The organism is Stappia sp. TSB10GB4, from assembly GCF_900185745.1.
Classification (GTDB): Bacteria; Pseudomonadota; Alphaproteobacteria; order Rhizobiales; family Stappiaceae; genus Stappia.
The window spans coordinates 157335-175340 of record NZ_FYAV01000044.1 but is presented as its reverse complement, the minus strand read 5'-3'; the positions used below and the strand labels follow the sequence as shown (position 1 = coordinate 175340).

Annotated in this window: 18 protein-coding genes; 9 read left to right on the top strand and 9 right to left on the bottom strand. The window is 65.9% G+C overall.

Annotated features, from left to right (window positions below; all coding sequences use genetic code 11):
* Positions 1-94: 94 nt before the first annotated feature.
* From TSB10GB4_RS10190 to TSB10GB4_RS10160, 7 genes are all read left to right on the top strand, one after another.
* Positions 95-829 (top strand): PIG-L deacetylase family protein, encoded by a 735-nt coding sequence (locus tag TSB10GB4_RS10190; RefSeq protein ID WP_186386092.1) that lies wholly within the window; start codon positions 95-97, stop codon positions 827-829.
* A complete protein-coding gene (locus TSB10GB4_RS10185) occupies positions 826-1497 on the top strand; it encodes a 4-carboxy-4-hydroxy-2-oxoadipate aldolase/oxaloacetate decarboxylase (protein WP_186395655.1) in 672 nt (223 codons plus the stop codon). The genes TSB10GB4_RS10190 and TSB10GB4_RS10185 overlap by 4 nt, the downstream gene beginning before the upstream one ends.
* A 199-nt stretch (positions 1498-1696) precedes the next feature.
* The gene (locus TSB10GB4_RS10180) at positions 1697-2599 is read left to right on the top strand and encodes an NAD(P)-dependent oxidoreductase (RefSeq protein ID WP_186395654.1); all 903 of its coding nucleotides are present in this window, start codon (positions 1697-1699) and stop codon (positions 2597-2599) included.
* Between the two features lies 1 nt (position 2600).
* A complete protein-coding gene (locus tag TSB10GB4_RS10175) occupies positions 2601-4088 on the top strand; it encodes a tripartite tricarboxylate transporter permease (RefSeq protein WP_186395653.1) in 1488 nt (495 codons plus the stop codon).
* Between the two features lie 36 nt (positions 4089-4124).
* Positions 4125-5084 carry a tripartite tricarboxylate transporter substrate binding protein gene (locus TSB10GB4_RS10170; protein ID WP_371328891.1) on the top strand — a complete coding sequence of 320 codons (960 nt, stop codon included), beginning with the start codon at positions 4125-4127 and terminating at the stop codon, positions 5082-5084.
* Positions 5085-5147: 63 nt separating this feature from the next.
* Positions 5148-5579, top strand: a complete 432-nt coding sequence (locus TSB10GB4_RS10165) for a tripartite tricarboxylate transporter TctB family protein (protein ID WP_186386008.1) — start codon at positions 5148-5150, stop codon at positions 5577-5579.
* Between the two features lie 17 nt (positions 5580-5596).
* Positions 5597-6661, top strand: coding sequence for a 4-oxalomesaconate tautomerase (locus TSB10GB4_RS10160; protein ID WP_186395651.1), 1065 nt, complete (start codon positions 5597-5599; stop codon positions 6659-6661).
* Between the two features lie 81 nt (positions 6662-6742).
* On the opposite strand, the gene TSB10GB4_RS10155 is transcribed toward TSB10GB4_RS10160, so the two are convergent.
* The 4 genes from TSB10GB4_RS10155 to TSB10GB4_RS10140 are packed head-to-tail and all read right to left on the bottom strand — an operon-like array spanning position 6743 to position 11180.
* Positions 6743-7603, bottom strand: a complete 861-nt coding sequence (locus TSB10GB4_RS10155) for an amidohydrolase (protein WP_186395650.1) — start codon at positions 7601-7603, stop codon at positions 6743-6745.
* Positions 7604-9541, bottom strand: coding sequence for a TRAP transporter fused permease subunit (locus TSB10GB4_RS10150; protein ID WP_208984654.1), 1938 nt, complete (start codon positions 9539-9541; stop codon positions 7604-7606).
* A 31-nt stretch (positions 9542-9572) separates the two neighbouring features.
* Positions 9573-10499, bottom strand: coding sequence for a TAXI family TRAP transporter solute-binding subunit (locus TSB10GB4_RS10145; RefSeq protein ID WP_186395648.1), 927 nt, complete (start codon positions 10497-10499; stop codon positions 9573-9575).
* A gap of 27 nt (positions 10500-10526) precedes the next feature.
* Entirely contained in the window at positions 10527-11180 is a 654-nt protein-coding gene (locus tag TSB10GB4_RS10140) for a TetR/AcrR family transcriptional regulator (RefSeq protein WP_186395693.1), read from the bottom strand.
* Between the two features lie 125 nt (positions 11181-11305).
* On the opposite strand from TSB10GB4_RS10140, the gene TSB10GB4_RS10135 reads away from it, so the two are divergent.
* Positions 11306-12037 (top strand): transporter substrate-binding domain-containing protein, encoded by a 732-nt coding sequence (locus TSB10GB4_RS10135; RefSeq protein ID WP_186395647.1) that lies wholly within the window; start codon positions 11306-11308, stop codon positions 12035-12037.
* A 117-nt stretch (positions 12038-12154) separates the two neighbouring features.
* Here the strand turns inward: TSB10GB4_RS10135 and TSB10GB4_RS10130 are convergent, their stop codons facing one another.
* From TSB10GB4_RS10130 to TSB10GB4_RS10110, 5 genes are all read right to left on the bottom strand, one after another.
* Positions 12155-12949, bottom strand: a complete 795-nt coding sequence (locus TSB10GB4_RS10130; RefSeq protein WP_186395646.1) for a cyclase family protein — start codon at positions 12947-12949, stop codon at positions 12155-12157.
* On the bottom strand, positions 12946-14106 hold the full coding sequence (locus TSB10GB4_RS10125) for an SDR family NAD(P)-dependent oxidoreductase (RefSeq protein WP_371328888.1): 1161 nt from the start codon (positions 14104-14106) through the stop codon (positions 12946-12948). The genes TSB10GB4_RS10130 and TSB10GB4_RS10125 overlap by 4 nt, the downstream gene beginning before the upstream one ends.
* 92 nt (positions 14107-14198) lie before the next feature.
* Positions 14199-15380 carry a thiolase family protein gene (locus TSB10GB4_RS10120; RefSeq protein WP_186395644.1) on the bottom strand — a complete coding sequence of 394 codons (1182 nt, stop codon included), beginning with the start codon at positions 15378-15380 and terminating at the stop codon, positions 14199-14201.
* Between the two features lie 9 nt (positions 15381-15389).
* Positions 15390-15821: an organic hydroperoxide resistance protein gene (locus tag TSB10GB4_RS10115; protein ID WP_186395643.1), complete on the bottom strand. Its 432-nt coding sequence runs from the start codon at positions 15819-15821 to the stop codon at positions 15390-15392.
* On the bottom strand, positions 15818-16630 hold the full coding sequence (locus tag TSB10GB4_RS10110) for an aspartate/glutamate racemase family protein (protein ID WP_186395642.1): 813 nt from the start codon (positions 16628-16630) through the stop codon (positions 15818-15820). Before TSB10GB4_RS10110 ends, TSB10GB4_RS10115 begins: the two co-directional genes overlap by 4 nt.
* Positions 16631-16904: 274 nt before the next feature.
* Here TSB10GB4_RS10110 and dctP point away from each other — a divergent pair, with 274 nt between their 5' ends.
* Entirely contained in the window at positions 16905-17897 is a 993-nt protein-coding gene (gene dctP / locus TSB10GB4_RS10105; RefSeq protein ID WP_244570878.1) for a TRAP transporter substrate-binding protein DctP, read from the top strand.
* Positions 17898-18006: the final 109 nt, after the last annotated feature.

Here is an 18006-nt window from a genome sequence, read left to right as displayed (position 1 = left end):
ATTTCTTATATCCCTTACCACGCCTTTGATTAGCGAGGCTCCCTTTTTCCTGTCAGGTCATGTGCAGATGACAGCAAGGGAAAATCGCGGTCTGATGAGCAAGAAAACGGCTTTGGTGGTGAGTGCCCATTCCGCAGACTTCGTGTGGCGCGCAGGCGGTGCGATCGCGCTTCATGCCCGAAAGGGTTATGAGGTGACGGTGGTCTGCCTGTCCTTCGGCGAGCGCGGTGAATCGGCCAAGCTCTGGAAGGTGCCGGGTTTCACGGTCGAGGCGGTGAAGGAGAACCGCAAGCGGGAGGCGGAGAGAGCCGCCGACGCGCTCGGCGTTGCGGATATTCAGTTCTACGATCTCGGCGACTATCCGCTGACCATTCCCGACGAAGCGTTCCACAGGCTCGTCGATCTCTACCGCGCCATCAGGCCGGAATTCGTCCTGACGCATTCGCGCAAGGACCCTTATAACTTTGACCATCCGCTGACGACGGAGTTTGCCCAGCATGCGCGCGTCATTGCCCAGGCGCATGGCCATAAGCCGGGTGAAAAGGTCCTGGGCGCGCCGCCGGTCTATCTCTTCGAGCCGCACCAGCCCGAGCAATGCGACTGGAAGCCCAACTTCCTGCTCGACATCACGCAGGTCTGGGACAGGAAGCGGGCCGCCATCGAATGTATGGAAGGCCAGGAACACTTGTGGGAATATTATACCCGCGTCGCGCTTCAGCGGGGTGTCCAGGCCTCCCGCAATTCCGACTACAAGATCGCATACGGGGAAGGCTACGAAGCGGTCTTCCCGCATGTGACGGGCGAACTCGGTCACGGGGCGGTGGCATGAGCGTCGTCGTCACCTCCGTGGAGCGCCCGCCCCTTGCGGTGGTGGACGCGCTTGCCGAGCCAGGCGTTGCCACCGTGCACGAGGCGCAGGGACGCATCGGCCTCCTGCAGTCTCACATGCGCCCGATCTATCGCGGCGCGCGCGTGGCGGGAACCGCCGTCACGGTCTCGATCCCACCCGCCGACAACTGGATGCTGCATGTGGCGGTGGAGCAATGCGGCGAAGGCGACATTCTCGTGGTGTCGCCGACATCGCCCTGCGATGCCGGCTATTTCGGCGAACTGCTCGCCTGCTCGCTCAAGGCGCGCGGCGTGCGCGGGCTGATCATCGAGGCGGGCGTGCGGGACGTGCGCGAGCTCGAGGAGGCCGGGTTCCCCGTCTGGTCGAAGGCGATCTCCGCCCAGGGAACGGTCAAGGAAACGCTCGGCTCGATCAACATACCGATCGTGTGTGCCGGTCAGACGATCGAGCCGGGCGACGTGATCGTGGCCGACGATGACGGTGTCGTCGTCGTCCGCCGGCTCGACGCCGAGGACGTGCTGCAGAAGAGCAAGGCGCGCCTGGAGAAGGAAGCCGAAACCCGCAAGCGGCTGCTGGCCGGCGAGTTGGGGCTCGATATCTACGGCATGCGCCAACGGCTGAAGGAAAAGGGGCTGCAGTATCGCTGACGCTGGTGTGGTGGATTTGACAGACGCCTCGTTCCGGTGGCGACCGCCCGAGCGTCTTTCAGGTTCGAAAACCGCATTGGAAACATAAACTTGCCAGTCATCTCCTGAATCTGAGTTCGTATAGGGCATGCCGCCAGGTGTGACGAACTTCAGCTTCGGGTGACTGGGTCGGCGCCTGCGGCCGGGAGGACAGACTGTCGTGACCATCATCGCGTTCATCGGTTTCGGCGAGGCCGCTCAAGCCATCGCCGCGGATCTCAACAAGGCTGACGGCGTCTCCCGCCTGCTCGCCTATGACCTTCGTTTCGCGAACGCAGCGGGGGATCTGCAAGAGGCAGCCCTGGCTCGCGGTGTCGAGCCGCTTGCGGATATCGCCGGCATCGGGGAGGCCGAGATCGTGCTGTCGCTCGTGGTCGGCGCGGCCGCGATACCCGTTGCCCGCAGCGCGGCTCCCCACCTGCGGGAGGGGCAGGTCTATGTCGATCTCAACTCGATCGGCCCGCAGGCCAAGGCGCAGGTCGGTGAGGCGCTGGCCAAGGCTGGAGGGGGCGCCTTCGTCGAGGGCGCGGTGATGGCGCGCGTCCCGCCCTTTGGCAGCCGCGTTCCGATCCTGGTTGCGGGGCGCTGCGCGGCGGATGTCGCCGAACGGCTCAATGCGATCGGCATGTGCTGCGAGGCCGTGGGCGAGCGGATCGGTCAGGCTTCGGCCGTCAAGATGATCCGCTCCGTCATGATCAAGGGGGTGGAGGCACTCCTGATCGAGAGCCTGACGGCCGCCGAGCGGGCCGGGGTCACCGAGCGCATCCTGGAGTCGATCGCCGAGACCTTTCCGGGCATCGATTGGCGCGAGACCGCCACCTATTATATCGGCCGCACGCACCAGCATGGCGCCCGCCGCGTCACGGAAATGAACGAATCCGCCGAGACCCTGCGGGGCCTGGGTGTGGAGCCGGTCCTGTCGAACGCCATCGCAGCCACCATTGCGGACGCCCATGCGCGGCTTGCTTCGGCCGCGCTGCCGCCGAACACCCACTACGGGGCTTTGCTGCACGTTCTTGCGCAGGACAGCGTGGCGGCAATGGTCTCGGACGGGGGACGGTGACATGGGCGGCATGATCGAGGCCCTGGGCACCATCTTCAGTATGTGGGGGCTTGCCTGCCTCCTCGCGGGGACCGCGATCGGCATCGTCGTCGGCGCCCTGCCGGGGCTGGGTCCCTCCATCGGCATCAGCCTGCTGATCCCTTTCACATATACGCTCTCCCCGGAACTCAGCATGCTGCTGCTCGTGTCGCTCTACATGGGCGCCGAGTATGGCGGTTCGGTCAGTGCGATCCTTCTCTCCACCCCTGGGACCGCGGCCGCGGCATCCACCGCGCTCGACGGCTATGCGATGACGCGACAGGGGCGGGCGAACGAGGCCCTGGCGATTTCGCTCGGCTCGTCCGCCGTTGGCGGCGTGATCGGCGGACTGGCCTTGCTGGTCCTTGCCGGGCCGCTTGCCTCGCTGGCATTGAAGTTCGGTCCCGCGGGCTATTTCGCTGTCGGCCTCTTCGGCCTGACGTCGGTTGCCGCACTCTCCGGCGGCTCGCTGGTAAAAGGCCTTCTTGGCGCGGCATTCGGCCTTGCCATTGCCACGGTCGGCATCGATCCGATCGCCGGCGTCCCGCGCTTCACCTTCGGTTTCATCGAGCTTTATGAAGGTGTGCCTTTCCTCACCGCGCTGATCGGCTTGTTTGCCGTGTCGGAAGCGCTCGTCCTTGCCGAAAAGGGCATCCGGTCCTCGGCAGACGGTCAGGGTCCGGTGCGCAGTGTGCTGCTGCGCGCCAGGCAGTGGCGGGACCTGTTCCCGACGATGCTGTCTGGCTCCGTCATCGGCACGCTGCTCGGCATCCTGCCGGGCGTCGGCGGCAACATCGCCTGCTGGATCGCACGCGATTTCGCGCGCCGACGCGACAAGGATCCCGACAGCTTCGGGCACGGCGCGGAAAAGGGCGTCGCCGCTCCCGAAGCCGCGAACAATGCAACCGTCGGCGGCGCGCTGATCCCGCTCCTGTCGCTGGGTGTCCCGGGTTCGCCCACGACGGCCGTGCTTGTCGGGGCGCTGATCCTGCACGGCCTGCGGCCGGGTCCGCAGCTCTTCTCGGAGGCGCCCGCGCTCGTCTATTCGATCCTGATCGGGGTGATCGTCAGTGCGCTTGCCATGTTCGCCGTCGGAACGCTGTGCCTGCCGATCTGGGCGAGGGCCATCAGACTGCCGCGTTCGGTCATCGCCACCGGCATCATGGCTTTTGCGGTTCTCGGCGCCTTCGCCCTGCGCAACCTCGTCTTCGACGTCTCGATGATGCTTCTGTTCGGTCTGCTGGGATATGTGCTGAAGAAGCTCCGCTTCTCCGTCGCGCCCATCGTGCTGGCGATGGTTCTTGGGTATCTCGTGGAATCCAATTACCGCACGGCGCTCGTCACATCGCAGGGCAGCTATTCCATCTTCGTGACGGACCCGATCAGCCTCACATTCCTGATCCTGAGCGCAGTCAGCCTCATACTGCCGATCCTGCGCAGCCTTCGCAGCCGACGGAGATCGGCGCTCTAATCCTGACAACTGGGAGGAAAAACGATGTTCAGACTGATGCGACATGCGAAAAAGGTCGTGGCGACGATCGCCCTTGGCACGGCCTTCGCCTTTCCTGCGGCGCAAGCTGCGGAGTTTCCCGAAAAGCCGGTGACGCTCGTGGTGTGGTCGGGCGCGGGCGGCGCGCTCGACGTCTACGGCCGTAAACTCGCCGAACTCCTGGAGAAGCAGGCGGGATGGACCGTCAAGGTGGAGAACAGGCCGGGCGGAACCGGCGCCGTCGGCATGTCCGCCGTGCTCACGCAGCCGGCGGACGGCTACAACATCCTCGTCCACACCGGCGCGCTGACCTTCGGCATCGCGCAGGGCCTGATCCCCTTCAAGCTGGAGGATCTTCGCTTCCTGCGGGCGATGCAGTCCGAGCCGTCATCGCTTGCGGTGAGAGCCGATAGCCCGTTCCAGAGCGCGGAGGAGTTCATCGCCCACATGAAGGCCAACCCCAATGGGTTGAGAATAGGTGGCCACGCGCCGGGCGGCTTCCACCAGTACATGCTCTACCAGCTCATGCAGCAGGGCGAATTCGAGAGCGGCTGGATACCGCATGATGCGTCGGGCAAGGTGGCCCTGGCGCTGATGGGCGGTCATATCGATGCGGCGATGATGACGCCGTCCAGCGGACTGGCACAGGTCGAGGCCGGCCAGATCAGGCTCCTTGGCATCTCCACCGAAGAGCGCTCGGATTATTTCCCTGATACGCCCACGTTCAAGGAACAGGGCTATGACCTCGTGGACGAGATATGGCGCGGGATCGCCGTGAAGGCAGGCACGCCGGACGAGGCGGTGAACGCCATCCAGAAGGCCATCGACAAGGTCACCGCGTCTCCCGAATGGCAGACGTTCCAGGCGGACCAGAAACAGGAAAGCCCGGATTGGCAGGAGGACGAGTTCACCGCCAATGTCGGCAGGCAGCTTGACAGCCAGGCGGCATTCCTGAAGGCCGCAGGTATCACCCAGTAACGGATGCGGGCGGCGGCGTCCGCGCCGTCGCCCGTCATTCGACCCCGGCCACGGAGAACGGTCATGACGCGCTGGTTTCATTTCCTTGCCGCCGTGGGCTTCCTCGGCTGGAACGGGTTCTTTCTCGTCAGCGCACTGTCGCTGCCGGCCAGCGCTTCGCGCGGGGATGTCGGGCCGGCGGAACTGCCCGTCGGCATCGCCGCAGTCGGCATGGCGCTTGCCGTTACCTATGCCGCCGCGGCGCTTCTCGGCCGCGAGGGCGGCATCGACGGCGCGCTGTCCATCAGGCCGCTGATCTTCGCCCTGCTGTTCGCCGGCGTGATCCTGGCCGCGCCCCATACAGGCCTCGCGGTGGCTCTGGCGGCCGCCGTCGCGCTGGGCGTCGTGCTCATCGATGGAACCGCCGCAATTCTGCGGGCGGGGGCCGCCGGTCTCGGGGCCTGGGCTCTTGCCGCTTTGGGTTTCGGCGGACTGCTCGGCCTGCCTCTACCCTGATGCCTGTATGGAGATGAGTGATGGATGACGGTATTGCCTGTATGATGATGCGCGGCGGCACGTCGAAAGGCGCCTATTTTCTCGCCCGGGATCTGCCGGAGGATGGCGAGGAGCGTGACCGACTGCTCCTGTCGATCATGGGCTCGCCGGATGCGCGCCAGATCGACGGCATCGGCGGGGCGGACCCGCTCACCAGCAAGGTGGCCGTGATCCAGCCGTCCAAACGGCCGGGTATCGATGTCGACTACCTGTTCCTGCAGGTCTTCGTCGACCAGCCACTGGTCAGTTCCGGCCAGAATTGCGGCAACATCCTTGCCGGCGTGGCCGCCTTCGCGGTGGAGCGGGGGCTGGTCCGGGGCGCGGACGGGGAGACGACCGTCACCGTCTTCATGGAGAACACCGGTCAGACGGCGCGCGCCACCATCCCCACCCCTGGCGGGAGACCGACCTATCGGGGCGCGGCGGCGATCGACGGCGTGCCCGGCGAAGCGGCGCCCGTGCTCCTGAGCTTCGCCGATGCGGCCGGCTCCACCTGCGGCGCACTCCTGCCCACCGGCCGCGCCTGCGACGAGATCGAGGGCATAGCCTGCACCTTGATCGACAACGGCATGCCCGTTGTCGTCCTCAGGGCCGAGCATCTGGGCATCAGCGGCTACGAGACGCGCGAAGAGCTGGAGGCGAACGCGGATCTGCGCGCCCGTCTGGAGCGTATCCGCCTTGCCGCCGGCCCGCTGATGAACCTCGGCGACGTTGCCGAGAAAAGCGTGCCGAAGATGACGATGGTCGCCCGGCCGAGCAACGGCGGTACGATCATGACGCGGACCTTCATCCCCCACCGCTGCCATGCCTCGATCGGCGTGTTCGGCGCGCTCAGCGTGGCGACCGCCTGCCTCCTGCCGGGTTCGCCGGCACACGCCCTGGCCTCGATCCCCGAAGGAGACCGCAAGGCGTTGCGCGTGGAGCACCCGACCGGACAGTTGGAGATCGTCGCCGCCATGGACGAGACCAGCGGTGAGATCCGCGAGGCGGCCTTCGTGCGCACCGCGCGCAAGCTGTTCGACGGCCGGGTCTTTCCACGCTGACCTACTGGAGAGGGAGAGGACGGACGCGGCGGTGCTTTCCGTCTTCTCCCGCTTTTTGCCTCCTCGCGGGTCTTGCAGCCGTCAGGACCAGTACAGCCGCGTCGGATTGTCCACCAGAAGCGCCTGAAGCTGCGCGGGTTTTGGCGCGATGATCTGCAGAAGATCGACCAGCGCGCCGTCGTCCGGCATGTCCTTCTTGATGTTGGGGTGCGGCCAGTCCGTGCCCCAGAGAACGCGGGCGGGAAAGCTCTCCACCAGAAGCTGCCCGTATCGTGCCGCGTCGTGGAAGGGCGGTCCGGTGCGCGAGACGCGCTCGGAGCCGCAAACCTTCACCCAGAAGCGTTCGTCTTCCATCAGGTCGAGGAGAAGCCGGAAGGCAGGCTGGTCGACACCCGCGCTGGCGTCGATCCGTCCCATGTGATCCACGACCATCGGCAGGTCGAGCGTCTTCAGGAACGGCGCCAGTTCTTTCAGTCTGTGCGCGTCGAAATGGACGACAGCATGCCAGCCGAGCGGGACGACCTTGGCGACGATCGCCCGGATCGCGGCAAGATCGGCGGGAGCGCCGAGATGAGCCACGAAGTTGAAGCGAACGCCCCTCACGCCGCCCTCGTGCAGTTCCTGCAGGTCTTCCTCCGTAACGTCACGCTCGACCATCGCGACGCCGCGATAGCGGCCGCCGGCCGCGGCGATGGCGTCCAGCATCGCGCGGTTGTCGGTGCCATGGCAACTCGCTTGCACCAGCACCGACCGCTCGATCCCGAGATGTCGATGGAGGGCGAAAAGCGTCTCCTTCGGCGCGTCGATGGGAGTGTAGGTCCGCGACGGGGCAAACGGGAAGCGGGCCGCCGGGCCGAACACGTGGCAATGGGCGTCGCAGCTCCCGGCGGGCAGCACGATTTCGGGCTTCTTCGGATTTTGGTGAAACGGCAAAGCAGTCATTTATGGTCTCTGGTTGCGGGGAAGCCGAGGGTCGGGCCTGGCCGCGGTGTTTGCGCTCCTGAAGACGGCGCCGACGAGCACCGCGAGCCCGACCGCGCGAGCGGCCAGGGTGAGCGCGTCGGTGGCGTCGACTGCCGTCGGCCATGCGACCAGAAGGGCACCTGCGGCGAAAGCGATCCTTTCGAGCCCGCTCAGGGGCCGCACGAGCCAGCCCGCGAACGCCACCGAGAGGCCGGCGATTGCGAGGGTGGCGAGCACGATCGAAATGGCGATTTGCATGCCGGTGCCGGTCATCAGGAGGCCGGGCATGGTCACGAAAGCAAAGGGCACCAGCAGCTTCACGAAGCCGAGGCGCATGGATTCCACCGCTGTGGCATTCGCGTCGGCGCCGGCGATGCTTGCCGCCGCATAGGCCGCAAGCGCCACTGGCGGTGTGATTGCCGAGACCAGCCCGAAATAGAAGATGAACATATGCGCCACGATCGGCGGCAGTCCGAGCCGCGTGAGCGCGGGTGCCACGAGGACAGCCAGAAGCAGATAGGCCGCCGATGTGGGCAGGCCCATGCCGAGCACGAAGGAGGCAAGCGCTGTCAGCAGCAGGATCGCCCACAGATTCGCCCCGCCCAACTCGACGATGAGGCTTGAGAGCATCAGGCCCATTCCGGTCAGGTTGAGCACCCCGATGACCACGCCTGCGGCGGCGACCGCCGCAACGATGGGGAGGGTTGCGGTCAGCGTGTTGCGGCAGACCAGGGCGAGGTCCAGCGGCCCCATCCGTGTCTCCTTGCGCCACGGGCTGATCAAAAGGGCGAAGGCAAGGCAGTGGACGGCCGCCTGGGTGGGCGTCATGCCGCGCATGAGCAACACGACGAGAGCGATCAGCGGCAGGAGGAGATATCCGCGCCGCGCCAGCGTCTCCCACAGAAACCGCCACCCGCCGGACGTGTCGCGCTCCAGCCCCAGCCGGCCGGCTTCCAGCCGGACCGCGATCAGGAGAGCGAGAACGTAGAGCAGGCCCGGCACCAGCGCTGCAAGGGCGATCTGCTGGTAGGGCACGCCGATCATTTCGGCCATGAGGAAGGCCGCCGCTCCCATGATCGGCGGCAGGATCTGTCCCGCCGATGAGGCGGCCGCCTCGATCGCGCCGGCGAGCGTCGGCGAATAGCCGACGCGCTTCATGAGCGGGATGGTGAAGGTGCCGGTGGTGACCACATTGGCCACCGCGCTGCCGTTGATGGTGCCGAGCATCGCGCTCGAGAGTGCGGCAGACAGACCGGGGCCGCCCTGCACGCGCCCGGTCACGCCACGCGCGATGTCGACGAATACCTCGCCGGTGCCCATCTTCATCAACAGCGTGCCGAGCAGTGCGAACAGGAAGATGTATTCCACCGCCACACCCATGGGCACGCCGAAGACGCCTTCGGTGGACAGGAACAGCGTGGAGGCGAGGCGCGAGATGTCATAGCCGCCATGGCCGTATTTGCCGGGAATGAGATACCCGAAATAGGCATAGGCAAGGGAGACGGCGGACAGCACCACCAGTGCCCGACCGAGGGTGAGGCGCACGAGGACGATCACGACGAGAAGCAGCGTGAGAAAGATGATCTCGTCCGTGCGGGTCGCGATCGCCCCGCGCATGATGATGTCCAGATAGGAATGCCAGAGATAGGGGCCCGGCAGGAGGGCCCCGGCCGCCAGCACATAGCATGCGATGCGGCGATAGCCGGGGCGCATGCGCAGCGCCGCCCCGGCAAGTCCCGCCGCCGCCACACCCGAAAAGAACAGGGAGCGCAGGAGCAGTGCCGTTATGCCGCCGAAATAGGCGCCATAGACGACAAGGCCGGTGACCGCCAGCGCAAGCAGCGTGTAGACGATCGAGACCATTCCCGCTTCCCGCTTGCCGGTCAGATACCACGGCACCCGGAGCTTGCTCATCATGTCGGCCATCGCAGGATAAAACCGGCCGGGACTAGCGGCGTTCATCGAAGTAGCGCTGCGCGCCCGGGTGAAGCGGGATCGGCGTGTTCGGCGCCGTTTCAAGCGCGATGGCGGCCGCCTGCGGGTGCACCTGCGCCAGGGTGTCGAGATGATCGAAGACCGCCTTCGTGATGCTGTAGATCGTCTCTTCCGGCACGCTCTCGCTGGTGAAGAGGGTCGCGGGGTCGTTGATGGCGATCACCGGCGCGTCCTGGCCGCTATAGGTGCCGGCGGGGATCTCATAGGGCTGGTAGAAAGGGTAGCGTGCGACAAGATCTGCCAGCCTCTCGGTTTCCACGGAGATCAGCCGCATGTCACGCTGGGCGGCGAGATCGATGAGAGCCGCGGTCGGGGCCCCGGCGAGCACCACCGTGGCATCGAGCGTGCCGTTCAGGAGGGCGCTGGTGCCTTCGGTGTAGGAAAGGAACTGTGCGGTGCCCGCGTCGAAGACGCCGTAGGCTTCCAGGATGCGCTGGGCGAGAACGGCGGCATTTGATCCGGGAGGGCCGAGATTGATCCGCTTGCCGGCAAGGCCTTCGATCGTTGCGATGCCGGACCCTGCGGTGGTCGCGATCTGCAGAACCGCCGGATAGAGATAGGCCATGGCGGAGACCGGCAGCGCCTGCTCGAAGGGGCCTTCGCCGACGGAGGCTTCGTAGAGCGTGGAGGACGAGGAGAAGCCGAACGTCATCTGGCCGGCGGCGACCCGGCGGATGTTTTCCACCGATGCGCCGGTAACCTCGGCGCGCGCGGTGGTGCCTGTCATGTTCTGGTTGAGCAGATCCGCCACGCCGGCTCCGATCACGTAGAAGAGCCCGCCGGTGCCTCCGGTGCCGATGGAGATGCGTTCTTGCGCCACCGCCGGACCGGCAATTGCAGCGGCAAGTCCCGCCGCAAGCACTGTCTTGAGAAAATCCATGAAACCCTCCCTTGCTGTGTGATGTTCTTATTCGGTCGCCTGACGCGTCTCCTCAGCCAGGCCCCGGAAGCTCGCATAGCTTGCGCCGACGAGTTGATTGATCGCCGCCTCGTGGTCGCTGCCGTCGACCTCTCCGTCGGAAAGCCGAGTCACGCGCTCCGGATTGATGAGGGCGTAGTAGAGGCCGCCGAGCAGGAACTGGCTGCGCCAGACGAGCCCCTCGTGCGACGCACCCGGCACGCATTCGCCGATCGCCTCCAGAAAGGTCCGGCTCATCGCATCGAAGGCGTTGGCGATGATTGCGCGCGCATCCTCATTGCCTTCGGCGGACAGGACGGCGCGCATGCGGGTGAACTCGGCTCCTCCGCCGTCGTGATCGGAGGACGAGGAATAGGCCGGCACGATGTAGGCCCTGAGGATCGCCATCAGGCGTTCGTCCGGATTCTGGACGCGCCTTGCTTCTCCGAGCAGTTCCAGGCGGCGGCGGTTCATCGGCGCGGTGTGGCGATCGTAAATCTCGCGCAGGAGATTCGCCTTGGAGCCGAAATGATAGGTGAGGCTTCCCACGTTCACGCCGGCGGCCTTGGCAATCTCCCGCATGGAAACGGCGTTGTAGCCATTGCGGGAGAACAGCTTCACCGCAGCTTCCAGCAGCGCCTCTCGGATGTTTCCCTGTCGCATCTTCAATCTGACTTCTTGACCAAATTTCTTATACAAATGTACAAATAGAATGTTCGAGTCAACAGCCATTCCGATGGCGCATGGCTCCTGCTGACACAAACCCAATCCGCACGGGGCCTTTGCTCATGACCGAGACCGCTGCCACAGCCGCCATAGCCCGCGAAATCGCGCCAAAAGGTCGCCTGCGCGTCGCGCTCAACCATGGCAACGTCGTCCTGGTGCAGCGCGGCGGTGCGGATGGGGAGGCGCGCGGGATTACGGTTGACCTTGCGCGCGCATTGGCCGGTCGGCTCGGCCTCGACGTCGAATTCGTCCATTTTCCGCGCGCGGGCGACGTGACGGACAACGCTGGTGCCGATATCTGGGACGTGTGCTTTCTGGCCGTCGATCCCCAGCGGGCGGAGCAAATCGCCTTCAGCGCGCCTTATGTCGTGATCGAAGGGTGCTACCTCGTTCCAGACGGGTCGGTCGCGGCAACGGCGGCGGACGTCGACCGGCTGGGACTACGGATCGGCGCGGTGCGGGGCAGTGCCTATGCGCTGCACCTGGCGCGCATCGCTAAGGGCGCGCAGATCGTTGCATTCCAGGACTTCACCGAGGCGGCCGAGGCGCTGGCGGACGGTTCGATCGACGGCTTGGCCGGTGTGAGACAGGCCATGGAGCAGCATGCAGCGTCCACTCCCGGGCACCGGCTGCTTGAGCCTCCTTTCATGGAGATCAGGCAGGCCATGGGCGTTGTGGCGGGGCGCCCGAACGCGGCGGAATTCGTTCGCCAGTTCATTGACGAGATGCGCGCGAGCGGCCGCGTCGCCGAGGCGGCGAAGCGGCACGGCATCGAGGGCGTGACCTTGCCATGAGCCTGCGGCTTCAGCTTTTGCTCCGCGTGCCTGGAGCAGGCGCAGTCGCGGCAGGACCTTCACGACCAAGGGCTTGTGATGTGCGGCCGCGACCGACCGCCAAGGCACGTCAGAGTGTCAGCCGTTCGACCTTTCCCCACTGACGAGAGCGAGCACGCGCAGCGGGCTGCCCGACCCGTTCAGGATCTTGAGTGGCGCAGTGATCAGGGTCGCGCCGGTTGGCGGCAACTGATCGAGGTTGCGCAGGCATTGCAACCCGTATCGACCGGCACCGTGCAGGAAGTGGTGCGCCGGATGGGGCGGATTGAAATGCGCGGCCTGGCCGGCATCGGTGCCGATGGTCTCGGTGCCGAAGCCGAGGATGCCGCGCTCCTCCACCAGCCATTGCATGACCTGCGGGTCGGGCCCTGGCGTATGCGCACCATCCGCTCTCAGATTGGCATAGTCTTTCGCGCTGCGCTTGGACCAGTCAGTGCGCAGCAGTACCCAGCTTCCCCTGGCGACCTGGCCGTGAACCCGCTCCCAGGCCTCCACGGCTGCTCGCGTCAGCAGGAAGTCCGGGTCGGCCGCCGCCTCGCGCGAGCAGTCGATGACGCAGGCCGGCGCGATCATGTGCTCCACGGGAAGCGTATCGACGGCATTGTTTGGCAGGGTCCTGCCCGTGTGCCAGTGGATCGGCGCATCGAAATGGGTCCCGGTATGCTCGCTCAAGGTAATGTTGTTCCAGTACCATCCCGGCCCGTCCGCGTCGTAGCGGGATATCTGCTGGATGCGCAAGGGAGAGGCCTGTCCGAACTCGGGCGGCAGCACGATCACCGGAAACTCCGGCGACAGCGTGAAGGTGAGATCGACGAGGCGCAGCGATCCCGCTGCGATGGCCGCCGCAATGTCGTGTGGCGTGAAATCGGTCATTGTCCTGCCTGTCCGTTGCCCTGACGCGCCAACTCGTGTTCCAGTGCCTTGGGGTTGGCCTGCAACCTGCGCCGGACATCCTCCGCAACGTCCCCGACGAACACATCCTCGATGCCCCTGTCCAGGGCCGACACGATCGCCTTGGCGAGGGTCTGCGGTGCGACCTTGGGCGGCGGCACGGTCTGGAACCATTCGGTGTCGAGCGGCCCCGTGAAGAGGTTGATGACGCGGATCCCGCCGGGTCGCAGCTCCGCGCGCAGGCAGTGCGACAACGACAGGCAGGCGGCTTCCACCGCGCTGAAGGTGCCGTAGGCGGGCCAGTTGGCGAGAGCGTAGACGGAGAACAGGTTTACCCATGCGACGGCACTGTCGACACCGTCCGCCCCCCTGCCGCGCATCGCTGGACCGAAGGTCTGCGCCAGATGCACGAGGCCCAGATAGTTGTGCTCGATCTCGCTGCGGATCGTTCCGGTGCCGCGCCGGTCGAGGAGACCGCCGGGGCGGGCATATTCGGCGGTGTTGACAAGAATGTCGACCTTGCCGCCGATATCGGCGGCGAGATCCCGCACAGATCGTTCGTCGGTCACGTCAAGCGGGACGATCTCGCAGGATTGCGGCAACGCCTCGCCATCGAAGGGCTTCCATGGCTCCGCGATGCCAACATGCACCGTCGCTCCCGCGGCCGCCAGGGCCGCCGCGGTCGCCTGGCCAACCGCGGTGCGTCCGTCCGTCACCAGCGCGCGGCGAAATTTCGGGGAAGCCGTCATCTCCCGCCATTGCGGGTCGTCCGCCGCGTCGGGGGAAGCGTTGGCCGGCCTTGCGAATGCGGCGGCAAGGCCCGCCTTGTCCAGTTGCAGGGACATCGTCACCCGGTGTCCTTCCCCGCAACCGGTATGAAGGTGCGCCAACACGACGGGACCGCAGTCGAGCTTGACCAGGGCGACGCGCCAGGGCGCGCGTTCCCTGAAATAGACATCGGCAGGGACGCGCACCGTCGTCTCGGAAACGACGAGACCGCCCGTCGGGGCGTCCTCCAGCGCAAGCTCGACCGACAGGCAGACGGGACAGGCGTCGTGGGCGGGGTAACAGAACGTGCCACAGTCCCGGCAGCGCTGCAGGGCGAAACGTCCTTCGGCAGCGGCCTTGGTCAGCAGCATCCCGGACCGGCTGCGGATGACCGGGGGGAGTGCCTGGCGTCTCGTGCGCTGCAAAGGGGTCCTGCGCGCGGGTTTCTGCAACGGTTCCACCATCACGACTCTCCCGCAAGGATCACCGCCCCGGAGGAGAGGCCGCGATCGTAGTTTATCATGCCAAAACCGGATGCGAGGCCAACCCGCGCACCCGGCACCTGTGTCGGTCCGGCGGTGCCGAGCACCTGGCGCACCGCTTCGGTGACCCCGAGATAGGCGCCGGCCGCGCCGGCTTGCCCGGCCGAGAGCTGGCCGCCGGAGGTGTTGTGCGGAAACGTGCCGTCGATGGTCAGATCGTGTTGCTGCACGAAAGCGGCGCCCTCCCCCTTCCTGCAGAATCCGAGGTCTTCCAGTTGCATCATCACGATGACCGGATAGTCGTCATATGTCTGCACGAAGTCCATGCGATCCGGCCCAACGCCGGCCATCGCATAGAGGTCGTCGATGTCGGCGACCCAGCCGCCATGGTTCTGGACCATGTCGTCGAGACGGGCATTGTGCCGTTCGATGGAGCCGAGGATGCGCGCGCGCTTCACGCCGACGGATGCTGCGGTTTCCTCGCGCATGACCAGAAAGGCTTCCGCGCCGGCACAGGGCATGACGCAGTCGTAGAGATGGATCGGATCGGCAATGGGCCGGGCCGCCATGTACTGCTCCAGGGTCAGCGGTGTCTTCATCAAGGCATTCGGGTTGCGCAGGGCATTGGCGCGCTGCGCCACGGCGATGCGCCCGAGATCCTCGCGGCGGACACCGAAGCGGTTCATGTAATGGCGGGCGATCAGCGCGAAGCTCGCGTTGGCCCCGCCGGCGCCATAGGGATAGACGGCGTCCTGCGAGAAGCGAGAGAAGTGCTCCAAGGTGCGACGGAACGAGTCCACGTGGTTGGTATCGCCGCCGACACAGGCGACCACGTCGCAATCGCGCGCCTGCACCGCGCGGGCCGCTCGGCGCAGCGCCGCGATGGCGCTCGCCCCGCCAAGCGGTATGTGGTCGAGCCAGCGCACGCTGAGACCGAGATGCTGGGTCAGGCCGATGGCGGTGTCCGGGCCGACGGTGAAGCTCGACAGGCAGAAGCCGTCGAACTCGCGCGCGGAAATGCCGGAGGTTTCGGCCAAGGCACGCAGAGCGCGGGCTATCCACCAATGTGCGCTTTCTATCGAATAGCGCTCATAGGGGATCGTCACCGGCGCGGCGATCACCACTCCGTCATAGGGCGTTCTGGGGGAAGCGGGTTTGGGCATTGCAGCAGGTTACCCGTTGGCGATCGTCAGGACGACGTCGATGTTTCCGCGCGTTGCTTTCGAGAAGGGGCAACGCTCATGCGCGCCGGTCACCAGCCTTGCCGCGGTGTCATGGCCAACACCCGGCATCGCGACCACGAGTTCGACAGCGAACATGTAGCCGCCATCGACGGCGCCGACCCCCACCTTTGCCGTCACGGCCGCATCGGCCGGGACCGCGACCTTGTCGAGCCGTCCGACGAGTTTGATCGCGCTGAGGAAGCAGGCGGCATAGCCGGCAGCAAAGAGCTGTTCCGGATTGGTGCCGGCGCCGCCTGGTCCGCCGAACTCTGCGGGTATGGAGAGGGAGACATCAAGACGCCCGTCGCTGCTGGCGGCACGACCATCGCGCCCTCCGCTGGCCGTGGCCTCGGTGGCATAAACGATCTTCCCGGGCGTCATTTCTGGGAATCCTCTCGAAGGGAACGGGCAGGCGTACCTTGCGCGACAAGTTGGCGGAAGTCGTGCCTGGCGCGGTCGCCGGCAAGGCTGAAGCTCGGTCCACGGCTCGGCTCGATGCCGCTGTGCGCCCGGAGCTGCCCCCACATCTCCGCCGATTTGAGGGCCACCGCCGCGCAGTTGAGAACGGGTGCGTGGCCGATCTTGAAATTGCGTTCACCCCCGACCAGCAGGCCGGGCAGCACGCCGGCGGGCACGATCACATCGGCGCCGCGCTCCACCATCGTCCGGGCGCAGGCGGAGAACTGCGCCAGCAGCCGCTCCCTGGCAAGGTCGTCGCCGGCGAAGCAACGGTCGAAATCCTCCGGTCGGCACCCCAGGCCCGCAACGTGCTGGATCCGGCCCGCAAGGCCGTATCGTTCCGCCTGTTCGAGATGCCAGACCTCGAATGCCGGATCCAGCGTCACCAGCCCCAGGCGCCGGCCAAGCTGCGATGCAGCCAGGAGCGTGGCTTCGCCGACCCCGACCACCGGGATCCTCAGGGCCGATCGGAGCTCGTAGAGGCCAGGGTCCTGGAAATGTCCCATGACATAAGCATCGAAGCCGTCGGCTTCCGCGCCGAGGCCGGCGTCCACGGCCTGTATGGCGCAACGAAACTCCGACAGGCGGCCGAAATCTCGGTCGGGAGGGGACAAGCCGAAGACGTCGACCCGCGTGCCGGGCGCCGCGATGTCGTTGAGAAAGGTTCGAAGCGTGTCCAGGTAGGACGCACCGACCGCCTCGTCGACGAAGCTCTGCCAGAAAATGCGCATCTAGCCTCCGCTCGCCAGCAAGGCGCCTCTTTGCGGCCGTTCGCCGCTCGCGAGCCGGGGTGACGTCCCGTGCCGACCTCGCTCCAAACCGTGGTGCACGCCTGCCCTCCCGCTGCGATCGGTAGCCATAAAATTATGCATCAACATAGATTGACATATAAATCATATTGCGCCTTACTGTCAATGCGCGGCAAGGGAAAACAGATAGATGCCCGGCCGCGAAGCTCGAGGAACCAGGGGGAGCTAGGTGATGAGGAACAGTCGGTTTTCCTGCATGCTGCTGGGAGTGACAGCACTTGCCGGTGTCTTTGGATCGGGGGCGCTGACAAGCGCGATGGCCGCCGACAAGATCCGGGCGATCGTCGCTCTTCCGCTACAGATTTCAGACAATGTCGATTTCTTCGAGTACATCAAGCTCATCAACGAGCGCGGCAAGGGCATCGTTGAGATCGAGGTCGTCGGCGGTCCCGAGGTCATCCCGCAGGACCAGCAGGCGGATGCTGTCCGAAGGGGCATCGTTGACATGCGATATGGCCCGGCCACCCACAATCTGGGGGCCATGCCCGAAGCCGATGCTTTCGTCGGCTCGACGATTACGGCGGCGGAGGCTCGCGACAATGGCGGCTTCGACGTCATGCGGGATGCGTTCAGGAAGCGACTCGGCGTCGAGTTCCTCGCGCTCCTGAAGAGCGGGGTCGAGTTCCGCATCTATGTCACCCAGGAGCCGGCGCGAACCGAGGACGGCGGTGTCGACCTTGCCGGCTATCGCCTCCGCTCGATGCCGGTTTACCGCGCCTTCTTCGAGTCCCTCGGCGCGGTCCCGATCTCCGTGCCGATCGCCGATGTCTATACCGGACTGGAACGCAACACGTTCGAGGGGCTGGGCGCTGCGGCCACCGCCGTTCTCGATTTCTCCTGGGAAAACTACCTCAAGTACCAGATCGAGCCCGGTTTTCTGCAGACCGACCTCGTCGTTCTGATGAACCCCGACAAGTGGGAGAAGCTGTCTCCGGAAGCCCGGCAGATCATCGAGGAAACGTCGATCGAATACGAAAAGACGTCGAACGAGAACGTGGCGGCGGCCATCACCGACGTCGATCGGCGGGCGGCTGAACTCGGCATCCGGAAGGTGACCCTCGAGGGCGAGGCGCGGCAGAAGTTCCTGGATGCCGCATATGGCGCCACATGGGACCGTCTGAAGGCGTCGGGCTCGGAATTCCACGATGCGCTGCGGGCCACGTATTTCCGGCCAGAGAAGCTCCAATAGCCAGACCGGGTGACGCCCGCCACAGGCGGGCCGGCCATAGGGGGCGGCGGCCATAGGGCCGGCCGCATCACTCAGGTGCAAGCAGGAGGAACTCGAATGAAGACGTGTC